The organism is Aliiroseovarius lamellibrachiae (assembly GCF_018599245.1).
GTDB classification, from domain to species: domain Bacteria; phylum Pseudomonadota; class Alphaproteobacteria; order Rhodobacterales; family Rhodobacteraceae; genus Aliiroseovarius; species Aliiroseovarius lamellibrachiae.
Genome location: NZ_JAHEVJ010000006.1, coordinates 57,071 through 69,862, shown reverse-complemented (window position 1 = coordinate 69,862; position 12,792 = coordinate 57,071). Strand labels below are relative to the sequence as shown.

Sequence of the window (12,792 nt, the reverse complement as noted above, 5' to 3'; positions counted from 1 at the left end):
AGGGGTGATAACCTACTCTCGTCTGGAAATTGTTCCACATAATAGGGCAAGTCAGTCATTAACCCCGGAGCCCCTCAGATGAAACACCTCCCTGTTTTCCTTGATGTGAACGATCGCAGCATCCTTGTGGATGGCGGCGGCACCGGGGCCGCACGTCGTGCAGAGCGTGCGTTGTCGGCGGGGGCAAAGGTGCGCTTGTTTGATCCGGCGCCCGGTGGCGAGGTGCTGTCGCTGATTGGGCGCGATGGCTTTACCCATGTTGCGCGCCTGCCTCGTGCCAAGGATTTTGCCGGCGTGATGATCGCCTATGGGGCATCGGACGATCCAAGCCGAGATGCGTTTTTGCACAGACACGGCAAAGCGGCCGGGGCGCTGGTCAATGTGGCTGACGTGAAACCATTGTGCGATTTCATTACGCCTTCAGTGGTGGAGCGTGATGCGGTTACGGTGGCCATTTCCACCGGCGGCACCGCACCCGTGATTGGCCGTGTGCTGCGCGCCCGGATCGAGGCGATGCTGCCCACCGGCTATGGTCAACTGGCGCGCTTCTTGTCTGGGTTTCGGGCGACAATCGAAACGAAAATCACCAACTCCCGCACCCGCCGACGCTTTTGGGAAGCGATGATCGACGGACCGATTGCAGACCGCTATCTTGCGGGTGACACGGCCGGAGCGGAAGACTTGATCGCAGATGCGTTGGCACAAAATGGGGTGGAGCCCGGAAGCGTCGCCATCATTGGTGTCGGCCCCGGTGAGACCGATCTGGTTACATTCCGCGCGCTGGGCGCCATGCAACGTGCCGATCTGGTCTTGCATGGGGCGAATACCACGCCCGAGTTTCTGGCACTAACCCGGCGCGATGCGGAACGTATAGTCTCTAATCCAGCCCAAATCATCCAAATCGCATTGAATGGCGCACGCGCGGGGCAGCGCGTGGTCTGGCTTGTCGCGGGAACAGCGCAAAACTCTCCCGATGTTGATGCCGCCCATGATACCCTGCGTCAGGCGGGCATTGCCACGCAAATCATCCCCGGTGTTGCCCCGCGCCAAGGCGGGAATGTCGTGCCCTTGCCGCTTGGGGGGGCCGCGCGCGAACACGCGCTAAGCCTGACCCCACGCCACGCGCCTTAACGGATCAAGGTGACTTGCCAAGGCTGATTGCTGTGATAGCGTCCTATCTATGGACTATGAAAAGCTAATCGACAAAGAGACTTGGGCCTTCATTCGCAAGACCGAAGACTATTATCCCCCCGACGCAACGGTGATGAGCATCGCCGAGCAACGAAAGACCTATGACACGATGTGCCGCGCCTTTTTTCAAGGCTATCCAAATGGTGTGAGTGTACGAGATGGCGACGCCCAAGGGGTGCCGATCCGGATCTATGAGGCAACCGCAAAGAATGAGATCGACGCACCGGGCAGTGACGCCACGGTGATCTATTATCACGGTGGTGGTTTTGTGGTCGGCGGGTTGGACAGTCACGATGATGTTTGTGCTGAAATCTGTGATCGCACAGGTCTGCGTGTGGTTTCGGCTGATTACCGGCTATGCCCGGAAAACCCCCACCCAGCAGCCTTTGAAGATGCGTGGACGACGCTGAATTATGTGTCACTAACCTGGCCAGGAGTGACTGTTTTGGTGGGTGACAGTGCCGGTGGAAATCTGGCCGCCGCCGTATCACATCACGCGCGCGGCAAAGTGCCGGTTGCAGGCCAAGTGCTGATCTATCCGGGGCTTGGCGGGGATATGACGCAAGGGTCCTATATGACCCATGCCAAGGCCCCGATGCTTAGCACCGAGGAGGTGCGATTTTACCATTCTGTGCGCCACGGCACGTCAGAAATACACGAAGACCCGACAGCCGCCCCGCTGACGGATAGCAATTTCGCCGGACTTCCGCGAAGCGTCATTTTCACCGCTCAATGTGACCCTCTTGCGGACGATGGGCGCATGTATCGCGATCGCATTCGGGCCGCAGGCGGCCGTGCGCACTGGGTTGAGGAGCCGGGTCTGGTGCATGGCTATCTACGCGCGCGCAGCACCGTGCCCCGCGCAAAAGCGAGCTTTGATCGCATCCTGGTGGCAATCAGCGCATTGTCGCAGGAAAACTGGCCGTTCTGACCTTTCCCCGCGCGCGCGCCTCGCCTAGATTGGGACAAACCCGCGACACATGCGGGGCATTCCGGTCAGAGAGGCAGGCCATGTTGCCAACGGGCGTCTATTTCCATCGCTTGGTTCACCGCCTGAGACGGGGTGACGAGGTCAATGGTGATCCAGAAAACTACCCGCCACGTCCAACGGGTGGTCCGCTGGTTTGGTGTCATGTTGGGGGCATCGGCGAGCTTCAGGCATTGCTGGGATTCGTTCGTCAGTTGACCCAATCTCGGGATGATTTGTGCTTTCTAATTACTTGTCGTGGGGGCAATGGCGCGTTTGAGCTTCCCCAAGACCTTGCGGAGTTGATATTGCTGCAGCCGTTGCCGGATGAGGCCGCGAAATCGGTGCGCAGGTTTCTGGATCATTGGGCGCCGGATATGGTGATGTGGATGGGTCAGCGGCTGGAGATTTCCTTGTTGTCAGAAAGCCATGCCCGCGGCATTCCCGCCCTTTGGATCAATGCCAGATCTCCTTTGACGGACCAGCCGGGCTTGCGTTGGGCCCGGGGATCCCTTCGCAAAATTGCATTGGGATTTGAGACTATTCTAGCGGAAAATGATATTTCGGCTTCGAAATTGTCGCGTATTGGCCTGCCGATGAGCAAGCTGCAAGTGGTGGGTGCCTTGCAGGAGCAAACCCAACCGCCCAGCTGTAATCAGGCGGAACGCGACGATATGGCGAACGCGCTGGGCGCGCGGCCGATCTGGCTGGCGTTGAATTGCAATGCGGACGAAGACGCGATGATCCTGGCGGCGCATCGTCAGGTCATGCGCAAATCGCATCGGTTGTTGTTGGTTTTGATCCCGGATGATCCCAGCCGCGCCCCGGCTTTGGCGCAAAAGCTCGATGAGGACGGCTGGGTGGTGGCGCTGCGATCTCAGGATGAGGATCCAACGCCAGAGGTGCAGGTGTATATCGCGGACCAACCCGGTGAAGAGGGGCTGTGGATGCATCTGTCACCCACGACTTTGATCGGTCAAACCCTAACGGGTGGGCCATGTACCAGCCCGAATGAGCCTGCATCCTTGGGGTCGGTGGTCATGTTTGGATCTCATCTCGACCAACACGCTGGTGCCTTTGCACGCCTTCAGGCCGCGGGGGCGGCGTGTCACGTTCGCGATGTAAGTAAGCTTGCGGATGAGGTTGAATATCTTTTGCAGCCAGAGCGCGCCGCTGAAATGGCCATGGCCGCCTGGGACATCACGACAAGCGGCGCCGAGGTGTCGACATTGGTCGAAGAGCTTGTGGTGAAAATGCTCGACAAGCGGAGAGTGTAAGATGAAAACGCCAAGTTTTTGGTTCACCTCACCCCGACACCCAGAGTGGCGCGCCCGCGTGCTGGCGCCCTTTGGGTGGCTTTACGGGGCGGCCACGGCGCGGCGTTTGCGCGGGGTGGGATACGGCGCGCAGGTGCCGGTGATTTGCATCGGCAATATCAATGCCGGTGGCACGGGGAAAACCCCTACAACCATCGCCTTGGCGCAGAGGTTGCTTGCGCGTGGCAAAGATGTGCAAGTGGTGTCGCGGGGCCACAAGGGCACGTTGGCGGGGCCTGTTTTGGTCGATACCCGGACCCATTCTGCTGATGACGTGGGGGATGAACCCCTGTTGATGGCGGCATTCACCAAAACCTGGATCGCCAAAGACCGTGCCGCGGGTGTGCGTGCGGCCGAAGCGGCGGGGGCGGATGTGATTTTGATGGATGATGGGTTTCAGAACCCTTCCGTGAATAAAACGCTGTCGATTGTCGTTGTGGACGCGGTCAAAGGCTTTGGCAATGCGCGCTGCATTCCGGCGGGCCCACTGCGTGAACCTGTGGAACAGGGACTAAAACGCGCGGATTTGCTGTTGTCGATCGGCGCGCAGAATGCACAAGTCAAATTCGCCAAGGATTGGTTTGGCAAAATCACGGTCCCGCATATTACCGGCCACTTACAGCCCCTGCAGATGGGGATGGATTTTGCTGGGCAGGACGTGTTGGCCTTTGCGGGCATCGGGCACCCTGAGAAATTCTTTGCGACGTTGAAGATGATGGGCGCAAATGTGCTGCGCGGTGAAGGTTTGTCCGATCATCAACCGCTCTCCGAAGCGCTGATGAAACGGCTTGAGATTGAGGCCGCCACCATCGGGGCACAGCTTGTCACCACGGAAAAAGACGCGGTGCGCTTGCCGCAATCTTTCCGGTGTAAGGTGCTGACGGTGCCGGTGCGTTTGGTGTTGGATGATGAAGCCCCTTTGGATGCCGCCTTGGCGGAAATTGGGCTATAGGGTCATAAATAAACAACGCCCGCCTGTAAAAACAGACGGGCGTTGTGCATTCATTCACAAAGCTAACGCTTATTGCGCCAACTTCGCGTCAATTGCGGCTGCGAAATCTTTATACGACATGTTCGAGAATTTCTCGCCGCCGATGATGAAAGATGGGGTGGAGTTGATCTCATCTGCCGCGGCGTTGGTTTGATAGGCGGCCACCAAGCTTTGTGCGAATTTTTCGTCGCCCATACAGCTGTCCATTTCCTCGTTTGACATGCCCGCCTTGCGGCCAATTTTACGCAGGTTTTCAAGGATCAGGGTTGGGTCGCCTTCGCCAATCCATTCTTTTTGGGTCGAATAGATCATGTCGTTCAGACCAAAATACCGCATGTCGCCACCACAGCGCGCAATCATGCCCGCCCACAGGCCAAACCGATCAAAGAACACTTCGCGGTGAATGAATTTCACTTTTCCGGTGTCGATGTAGTCGGCCTTGAGTTTATCAAAGATGTTTTCGTGCCAGTTGGCGCAATGGGGACAGGTGTAAGACGCGTATTCGATCACTGTGACCGGCGCATTTTCATCGCCCATCACCATGTCTTTTACGGGCTCAACCGCGGCATCTTCCGCCATAGCCAGCGAAACGCCGGGTACGGTGCCACTGTTCTGGCTCATGAAATATGCACCGCCACCAAGGGCGATCAGTGCGGCGGCAATCATTGGGATAAAACGGTTCATCAGGTCTCAGCCTCTTTGGTGCTTGTGTTTTGTTATGACATTGTTGCCCAGTGCCTCAAGTGCTGCGCGCAACCCATCGTCGGTCACATTCGCTGCGGTGTTGCGCACTTCGGCGACAGTTTCTGGGTCGGGTTCTTTTTTCACTTTGGGGGCGGGGGTGAATTGTACCTGCCCCTCGGCAAATCCGGTGGGGGCGGTTTGGGTGATGCGAATGCGCGCGATCGCGTTATAGCCGTAAACGCCGTTCACACGATCCCGCAGTTTTTCCTTTTGCATCTCAAGCATCGGGGCCTGTGCGCCGGTGGTCAGCACCGTCAAAGTGGCCCCCATGCCACCACGGCCATAAGACACATCAACCGGTCGGGCGATCTGGGCGATATCCTGCCCGACAATGTCACCCCAATGGGTCAACACCCGCGTCACAGCAAACCCCCGCGTTTCACCCGCCTTGCGGATGCGCGCCATAAGCAAGCTCGAGGTGCGCTCGAACCCGCGTTTGCGGCGAGGGATTTTGCCCCCCGTTTCGCCCTGCATTTTGACCGGTTTTGTCACGGCTGGTAACTTCCTCATTTGCCCGTATTCTAAGCGCTTCCACCGGCAATGCCAGAGGAAAGAAATGAAGAAGGATAACAGATGCGTGACGGACAGGCAGAGGGCCCGGATCCTGTGGAATTGCTGGCATGGTATGATGCGCACGCGCGCGCATTGCCTTGGCGGGTCTCTCCCGCTGATCGTGCCGTCGGTGTGATCCCCGATCCCTACGCCATCTGGCTGTCTGAGATTATGCTTCAGCAAACCACCGTCGCCGCCGTGAAATCCTATTTCCTGCGTTTTTTGTCCCTTTGGCCCAGGGTAGAGGATCTCGCTGCGGCCAAGGATGATCAGGTGATGGGGGAATGGGCGGGTCTTGGATATTACGCCCGCGCCCGCAATCTTTTGAAATGCGCCCGCGAAGTGACGGCAAGGGGCGGATTTCCCACAGATCGCGCTGGGTTAGAGACGCTTCCGGGCATCGGACCCTATACGTCAGCCGCCATATCCGCCATCGCTTACGACCTGCCGGAAACCGTTGTCGACGGCAATGTGGAGCGGGTCATGGCACGGGTGTTTCAGATCGAAACCCCAATGCCCGATGCCAAACCGATGATGAAAGAGGCGGCTTCTGCGTTGACCCCTTTGACGCGCCCCGGCGACTATGCCCAAGCCGTGATGGATCTGGGGGCCACAATTTGCACACCAAAGTCACCAGCCTGCAGAATTTGCCCGTGGCGTGCGCCGTGTAAATCGCGCGCCTCTGGCCTCGCAGCAGAGCTTCCACGTAAGCGCAAAAAAGCGCCGAAGCCGACGCGCTATGGCATTGCCTATCTGGCGCGGCGCACGGATGGTGCGTGGCTGGTGGAGCGTCGCCCGGATAAGGGGCTGCTTGGCGGCATGCTCGGCTGGCCGGGGGCCGAATGGGGCGAGACCGCACATGAAGCCCCGCCCATCGTGGCGGATTGGCAGGATCCGGGCGCAGAAGTGCGCCATACCTTCACACATTTCCACCTGCGGCTTGCGTTAAGGGTGGCGCATCTGCCGCTCGACGCCGCGCCCAATCAAGGCGAGTTTCAACAGATCCGCCCGTCGGATTTACCCACGGTTATGCGCAAAGCGCTTGACTTTGCGCAAGTCGCGCTTGTGGATGTGGGATAATGTTCCCCGAGTTGTTTTTTGGGAGGATAAGGATCTCGCTATGGTTCCCGCGTCAAAAGTCGCCCGTTTCAGCCACGCCGCCCCGTTTGGAATTTCCATCGTGCTGCCCATTCTGGTCTATTTCGCCGCCACAAAAGGCGGGTGGTATTTGCTTTTGCCACCCTTTGGCACTTGGTGGCTTTACACCGGCCTTGATGCTTGGTTGGGGCGCAACACGGACAATCCTGATCTGGACACGACGGAGGAACAACTGTTCTGGTACCGTTTGATCACGATGATCTGGTTTCCGATCCAATTTGTGATGATCTACGGCATGTTGATTTATGTCACAGGCGCAGAACACCTGTCTGTTGGTGAGAAATTCGGTGTCTTTTTCGGCGTGGGCGTTTTGTCCGGCACAGTGGGCATTGTCTATAGCCACGAGCTGATGCACCAATCCAACCGGGTCGAGCGTTGGTTGGCAGATTTGCTTTTGTCCACAGTGCTTTACAGCCACTTCCGTACCGAACATCTTTTGGTGCATCACCCCCATGTGGGCACCACGCGCGATGCGGTCACGGCCCGATATAACGAAGGGTTCCACCGCTATTTTGCGCGCGTCTTGCGCGAGGCGCCGATCTCGGCGTGGCGGGCAGAGCGGGCGATGCTGGCGCGGCGTGGGCTATCGTCCCTTGATGGGAAAAACCCATTTTGGCGCTATGGCGTGTTGCAATTGATGGCCGTGCTTTTGGCCGTGATCCTCGGCGGTTGGCTGGGGCTTGCGCTGTTTGCATTCCAAGCGCTGATTGCCGTCTGGCAGTTGGAACTGACGAATTATGTGGAGCATTACGGGCTGACCCGCAAACATCTGGGCCATGGCAAATACGAACATGTCATGCCGCATCATTCGTGGAACGCGGATCACCGCGCGTCAAACTGGTTGCTGATCAATCTGCAACGCCATTCGGATCACCACTATAAACCCGCGCGGCGGTTCCCGTTGTTGCAAACCTATCCCGAAGGTGAGGCGCCGCAATTGCCATTTGGCTATCCGATTATGGGCATGATGGCGATGGTGCCTCCGCTTTGGCGGCGACGCATGAACCCGCGTGTGCGCGCATGGCGTGCGCGGTATTATCCAGAAGTCACCGATTGGACGTCCTATAAAAATGGCACATTACCCCCGCCGGTGATCAGATGAGCGACCCTCAGGCAAAGGCATCATTCCTTAAGGCCGCACGCGGGGTGCTGGCCTATCTCGAGATGTATGGCGAAAAATATTGGGCCGAAATGGTCACTCACGCCCTGTCGTTTGAGGGGCAGGCGGACAAGCAGATGTATGCGCTTTATTTTGGGTTCCACCGATCAACGGGCGGTATCAACACAGTTGATCTGGCCAAAAACGGTGCAAACCCACATGACGCAGAGCAATTTCGCAACATGTCCATTGTTGCCTATCGTCTGGCCTTTTTTCTGAAAGACGACAAACCAATCCCACCGGGTATCTAAAAAAAAGCCCCGCTCGAGCAGAGCGGGGCCAGTTGGTTGTGCCGTGGAATTTGCCACAGGCACGGCGGTACACCTTTATCCTACGGGGGCCGTTGGGCGCAGACCCAAACACAGCACATCCCGTTCCGGGCGCGCGTTGACGCGCCCAGCGATATTCTTTGTTATGATTGAAAAGGGGTGGTCTTAGACCATTTCTGCCCGAACTTGTTGACGCAAGAGATCAATGGGAACCTTTTTCCCGTCTTGCTTAAAGTGCCAATAGGTCCAGCCATTACAGCTTGGCGCGCTTTCCAGAGCGGCCCCAACCTGATGGATCGACCCACGCGCGTCCCCCGCGATTAACGTGCCATCGGCGCGTACTTTTGCGGTTTTGCCACGCGGGCTGGTCAGAACTTCGCCCGGGTTCAACATGCCGCGTTCCACCAATTGACCAAAAGGCACACGAGGTTCGGCGCGCTTGGAGGTTGTGGTTTGCAGCGCTTCTTTGTCGAACTTGCGAACACGCGAAATGCGCTTTTCCGCCACTTTGCGGTACGCTTCTTCACGTTCGATCCCGATGAAATCACGACCCAGCATCTTGGCGACAGCGCCGGTGGTGCCGGTGCCAAAGAACGGATCAAGGATCACATCGCCGGGGTTGGTTGAGCCAACCAAAACACGGTGCAGCAAGCTTTGTGGTTTTTGGGTCGGATGCGCCTTGTCGCCGTTTTCGTCTTTCAGACGCTCATGGCCGGTGCAGATTGGCAAAACCCAGTCCGAGCGCATCTGAATGCCTTCGTTCAGGGCCTTCAGCGCTTCGTAGTTAAAGGTGTATTTTGCACCTTCGGATTTTGACGCCCAGATCATGGTTTCATGGGCGTTGGTAAAGCGTTTGCCGCGGAAATTCGGCATCGGGTTCGACTTGCGCCAAACCACATCGTTCAGGATCCAATAACCTTGGTTCTGAAGCTCAGCACCCATGCGAAAGACGTTGTGATAAGAGCCAATAACCCAAATCGCGCCGTCAGGTTTCAGAATACGGCGCGCGGCCTTCAGCCAAGCGCGGGTGAATTGATCATAGGCTTTGAAACTGTCGAATTGGTCCCAATGGTCGTCAACGGCGTCCACTTTGGAATTGTCGGGGCGATGAAGATCGCCTTTCAACTGAAGATTATAGGGGGGATCGGCGAAAATCAGGTCAACCGAGTTCGCGGGAAGACTGTTCATCACGTCGATGCAGTCACCATCCAATATCTCATTCAGCGGCAGCTTTTCAGCCACCTTTACTTTGGTTTTCGTCGTCATATCTGCCTCATGTACCGGCGCATTCGCGCTCTAGTGACGGCGCATTTTTGCGCTCATTCATTGGGTACTAGGATGGGCAATTGTGGATTCCCGGTCAAATTCTTTTTTGAATCAGGAGGTTACATTTTTCTGTTGATACAAGATATTGTGTACCGGTTTGAACGAACGTCTATGGTGTGGGGTGACACCAAGTTTGACCAGGGCTTCCTTGTGGCTTTTCGACGGGTAACCGGCGTTTGTCTCCCATCCATAGCCGGGAAACTGTTGCGCTAAATCCACCATGATCCGGTCGCGACATATTTTCGCCACAATTGAGGCCGCTGAAATCGACACAGATCGGGCGTCGCCTTTGATGATGGTTTCGTTTGAAAGGGTGATGCCGCGTGGGGTCATATTTCCGTCGATCAACAGGTGATCCGGGGGCGTGGCCAAGCCCGCGACCGCGCGTTCCATCGCCAGATGACTGGCGCGCAGAATGTTCAGCTCGTCGATCTCTTCGACAGTGGCATGGGCGATGCAGACGTCAGCGGTTTCAAAGATCAGATCATAAAGCGCTTCGCGTTTTTTGGCAGAAAGCTTTTTGGAATCGTTCAGGCCCACGGGAATATTTTCCGGGTCCAGCACCACGGCGGCGGCGGTCACGGGGCCACATAAAGGCCCACGGCCAACCTCGTCCACGCCCGCGATGCGCAAAAACCCTTTGGCATGGGCGGCGGTTTCAAAGCTGTAGTCCGGGGCGGGCGGTGCGGTTTTCTCTGTCATGGGAATTGGGTGACCGATTGCAGAATGGATCGCAAGCAAAAAGGGCGGAAGCCGGAGCTTCCGCCAGTTGTGCATGACCGGAAAGGAAGGTCATACAAGTGCGGCGGGACGCAGGAAGACCTGAGGGGATGGCCGCACATCTCTTGTGCTTACCGGCGCAATTTACGGTATCCTGCCTGCTTCATGCAGCGCGGTTCATAAACCTTGCGTACGACATAAACACCGCGATTGTTCCGTGCGACAATGGTGTCGCGACAGCTACGGGGCAGGGAACGTGAAAACTCGTAATTCCGTTTCAGACAGCGTTTGCCCCAGTATTTTTCTTTACCATACTGGGTGTTGAAGCGACGCAGACAATCGCGCGGCAATTGGAATTTCGGATGCATGCCGCGATCATCCCAGCCCTGTCCGCCCCGCTTGGGACGACGGGGTTTGGTGGGGCGGCCGCTGTCATGATCATTGTTTTTGTTGCTGATCACGGCACCCACGACAGCCAGCCCAAGCAACGCAGCAATCAGACCGTTGATCTCGTCATTGTTGTTTTGATTGCGCGGGCCGGCAAAGGCGGGGGGCGCGGTGATGGATGTCAAGGTCAAGGCCCCCACCAGCAAGGGCGCAATGAGACCACGGGTCAGGCGCCGCAACGAGGCCTTGGCAAATACGCGGTTCAGCAAGCTGGGCTTTGTCTCTGTCGTGTTGGTTTCAGTTAGGCGAGTCATGGTGAGCTCCTTCTGGTGGCAAATAGGACGGCGCTTGTGTGTGTGATCTGCGCCGCATACCGTGTTGGCCCGTAGTGGGCGGTGATGCCTCACCCTGCCCGGTGGCCCGCCAGACAAGCGATATCGCGGTGCGGTTATCTGTTATCACTCGTGAAAACGTGGTTTGTTATTGAATATCTGCGGTACACCGATCATGGTTTTCCCCATGAAACAGATCCTTTTATCCCTGACGTTTGCATGCGCTGTTGCCGCAGTGGCCGCCCCGGCCCAAGCGGGATGTTATGCCGATTACAAAGCCAAGCGTGACGACCCGCTTAAGCTTCATTACGGTGTCATCGAATTGCCCGATACGGCCTGTGCAAACAAAGCCGCCGCCGCCCGCCAAGTGTCTGCCAGATTGGCGACTGATGGCTGGGTGTTGTTAAATGTATTGTCGCTGTTTGATGCGGATGGACTTGAGAAAAGGAAACAGAGTGCTGGACAATTCTTCCTCCGCTACTGATGCGCGCAAAGGGGCGTCGCGGGTGATTGTGGCTGGCATGGCTGCGATTGTTGTGATCCTGCTTTTGGCGGCGATTTTCCTGTTCCTGAACCTTCCGGATGCCGGTGCGTTTAATGCGCGGGTTGAACGGATCTTTATGGAAAATGACGGGCTGACCTCGGGCGCAGAAATCAAGCTTTTGGAGATCCTCGCCCAATCGGGAACCTCCTTTGCTGACACGCTGACCAGCTATCGCATGGTGATTTTTGTCTTGCTGATTTTTGCGACGGCTTTGTTGGTGGCGTCCTTGGTGTTTCTGATCACCATCATCGGGTTGAACCGCCGCATGGGCGAGATCGAGCGTGCCGGTATTCAGGTGAATTCCCTGTTGATCAGCCGAGAAGAGCGCACGGTCTACCTTAATAACATGGAGCTGAACCTGACCGAGGCCGCGATTGAAACCCTATCCGCATTGGCTGAGGCCCGCATGGATGATGAGGTTCTGACCGGGTCTGGCCTTGAGGCGCTGATCTCGGGCCGGGATGCCAGCGATTGCGAAGAGGCCGCCGGTGCCACGCGGATCAAGCGTCTGCGCGATGCGATGGGCAACCAGATGATGAGCGAGCTTTTGGTGAAAACCATCGCGCGTCGTGGGTATATGCTGTCGATCGACAAAGACGTCATTCAGATGCTCTGAGCGCCAATCAAAGATCCAGAAAATACCCATCCACACGCCGCCAGAAATGCAACAGATCACGGGCCTTGGCGGGCTTGTGACCCATGCTTTCCACCGCATAAACATCCGCCGCCAAAAGGGCGACCAGCTTATAAGCCAGCAAGCTCAGCCCGTCAGATTGTTCGGTGATCTTGAAATTATCCTCGACCATGGATGCGGCACTTGTCAGCGCGAAAACAACGCACAGCGCGGGTTCTGACGGCCATTTTTGGCACAGTTTACGCACGAGGGCGCGGCATCGGGAAATGTCGCCAGACAGCAGCTCTTCCAATGCAAATTCAATCATCTGGTCAATGGGGGCGACCGACATCACATGATACCCAAAACAATCGGCAAAACTCACTCCACCCGGATTTGACCGTGGCACACCCCTGACCTCGAATATGCATCGTCATCGAAATATGGGCCTGCGTCTGGCTGGTTCGGGTGTGCAGGGAAAACCGCCACCAAAGAACAATGCCGATGACCCAAGCTGATCCAA

At 57.0% G+C, this 12,792-nt stretch carries 15 protein-coding genes; 9 read left to right on the top strand and 6 right to left on the bottom strand.

Annotated features, from left to right (window positions below):
* The first annotated feature begins 78 nt into the window (after positions 1-78).
* The 4 genes from KKW20_RS11520 to lpxK all read left to right on the top strand — a co-directional run bounded on the left by KKW20_RS11520 (position 79) and on the right by lpxK (position 4,426).
* The gene (locus KKW20_RS11520) at positions 79-1,131 is read left to right on the top strand and encodes an NAD(P)-dependent oxidoreductase (RefSeq protein WP_214568040.1); all 1,053 of its coding nucleotides are present in this window, start codon (positions 79-81) and stop codon (positions 1,129-1,131) included.
* A 49-nt stretch (positions 1,132-1,180) separates the two neighbouring features.
* Positions 1,181-2,122 carry an alpha/beta hydrolase gene (locus tag KKW20_RS11515; protein WP_214568039.1) on the top strand — a complete coding sequence of 314 codons (942 nt, stop codon included), beginning with the start codon at positions 1,181-1,183 and terminating at the stop codon, positions 2,120-2,122.
* Between the two features lie 80 nt (positions 2,123-2,202).
* Entirely contained in the window at positions 2,203-3,435 is a 1,233-nt protein-coding gene (locus KKW20_RS11510; protein WP_214568038.1) for a 3-deoxy-D-manno-octulosonic acid transferase, read from the top strand.
* A 1-nt stretch (position 3,436) separates the two neighbouring features.
* Positions 3,437-4,426 (top strand): tetraacyldisaccharide 4'-kinase, encoded by a 990-nt coding sequence (lpxK, locus tag KKW20_RS11505; protein ID WP_214568037.1) that lies wholly within the window; start codon positions 3,437-3,439, stop codon positions 4,424-4,426.
* 69 nt (positions 4,427-4,495) lie between these two features.
* On the opposite strand, the gene KKW20_RS11500 is transcribed toward lpxK, so the two are convergent.
* Entirely contained in the window at positions 4,496-5,149 is a 654-nt protein-coding gene (locus KKW20_RS11500; protein ID WP_214568036.1) for a DsbA family protein, read from the bottom strand.
* A 6-nt stretch (positions 5,150-5,155) separates the two neighbouring features.
* Complete coding sequence (locus KKW20_RS11495; RefSeq protein ID WP_214568238.1) at positions 5,156-5,683, bottom strand: DUF721 domain-containing protein; 528 nt, start codon at positions 5,681-5,683, stop codon at positions 5,156-5,158.
* A 99-nt stretch (positions 5,684-5,782) separates the two neighbouring features.
* Between KKW20_RS11495 and KKW20_RS11490 the strand changes: the two genes are divergently transcribed.
* From KKW20_RS11490 to KKW20_RS11480, 3 genes are read left to right on the top strand one after another with little or no spacing between them, the layout of a single operon-like run.
* Positions 5,783-6,841: an A/G-specific adenine glycosylase gene (locus KKW20_RS11490; protein WP_214568035.1), complete on the top strand. Its 1,059-nt coding sequence runs from the start codon at positions 5,783-5,785 to the stop codon at positions 6,839-6,841.
* 40 nt (positions 6,842-6,881) lie between these two features.
* Complete coding sequence (locus tag KKW20_RS11485; protein WP_214568034.1) at positions 6,882-8,021, top strand: alkane 1-monooxygenase; 1,140 nt, start codon at positions 6,882-6,884, stop codon at positions 8,019-8,021.
* Positions 8,018-8,329 carry a hypothetical protein gene (locus KKW20_RS11480; RefSeq protein ID WP_214568033.1) on the top strand — a complete coding sequence of 104 codons (312 nt, stop codon included), beginning with the start codon at positions 8,018-8,020 and terminating at the stop codon, positions 8,327-8,329. Before KKW20_RS11485 ends, KKW20_RS11480 begins: the two co-directional genes overlap by 4 nt.
* A gap of 183 nt (positions 8,330-8,512) precedes the next feature.
* On the opposite strand, the gene KKW20_RS11475 is transcribed toward KKW20_RS11480, so the two are convergent.
* The 3 genes from KKW20_RS11475 to KKW20_RS11465 all read right to left on the bottom strand — a co-directional run bounded on the left by KKW20_RS11475 (position 8,513) and on the right by KKW20_RS11465 (position 11,094).
* Positions 8,513-9,613, bottom strand: a complete 1,101-nt coding sequence (locus KKW20_RS11475; RefSeq protein WP_214568032.1) for a site-specific DNA-methyltransferase — start codon at positions 9,611-9,613, stop codon at positions 8,513-8,515.
* Positions 9,614-9,724: 111 nt separating this feature from the next.
* Positions 9,725-10,375 carry a ribonuclease HII gene (locus KKW20_RS11470; protein WP_214568031.1) on the bottom strand — a complete coding sequence of 217 codons (651 nt, stop codon included), beginning with the start codon at positions 10,373-10,375 and terminating at the stop codon, positions 9,725-9,727.
* A 149-nt stretch (positions 10,376-10,524) separates the two neighbouring features.
* Positions 10,525-11,094, bottom strand: coding sequence for a hypothetical protein (locus KKW20_RS11465; protein WP_214568030.1), 570 nt, complete (start codon positions 11,092-11,094; stop codon positions 10,525-10,527).
* 205 nt (positions 11,095-11,299) lie between these two features.
* Here KKW20_RS11465 and KKW20_RS11460 point away from each other — a divergent pair, with 205 nt between their 5' ends.
* Complete coding sequence (locus KKW20_RS11460; protein WP_214568029.1) at positions 11,300-11,596, top strand: hypothetical protein; 297 nt, start codon at positions 11,300-11,302, stop codon at positions 11,594-11,596.
* The gene (locus KKW20_RS11455) at positions 11,568-12,272 is read left to right on the top strand and encodes a winged helix-turn-helix domain-containing protein (RefSeq protein WP_214568028.1); all 705 of its coding nucleotides are present in this window, start codon (positions 11,568-11,570) and stop codon (positions 12,270-12,272) included. The genes KKW20_RS11460 and KKW20_RS11455 overlap by 29 nt, the downstream gene beginning before the upstream one ends.
* Before the next feature lie 7 nt (positions 12,273-12,279).
* Here the strand turns inward: KKW20_RS11455 and KKW20_RS11450 are convergent, their stop codons facing one another.
* Positions 12,280-12,654 carry a hypothetical protein gene (locus tag KKW20_RS11450; RefSeq protein ID WP_214568027.1) on the bottom strand — a complete coding sequence of 125 codons (375 nt, stop codon included), beginning with the start codon at positions 12,652-12,654 and terminating at the stop codon, positions 12,280-12,282.
* Positions 12,655-12,792 lie beyond the last annotated feature (138 nt).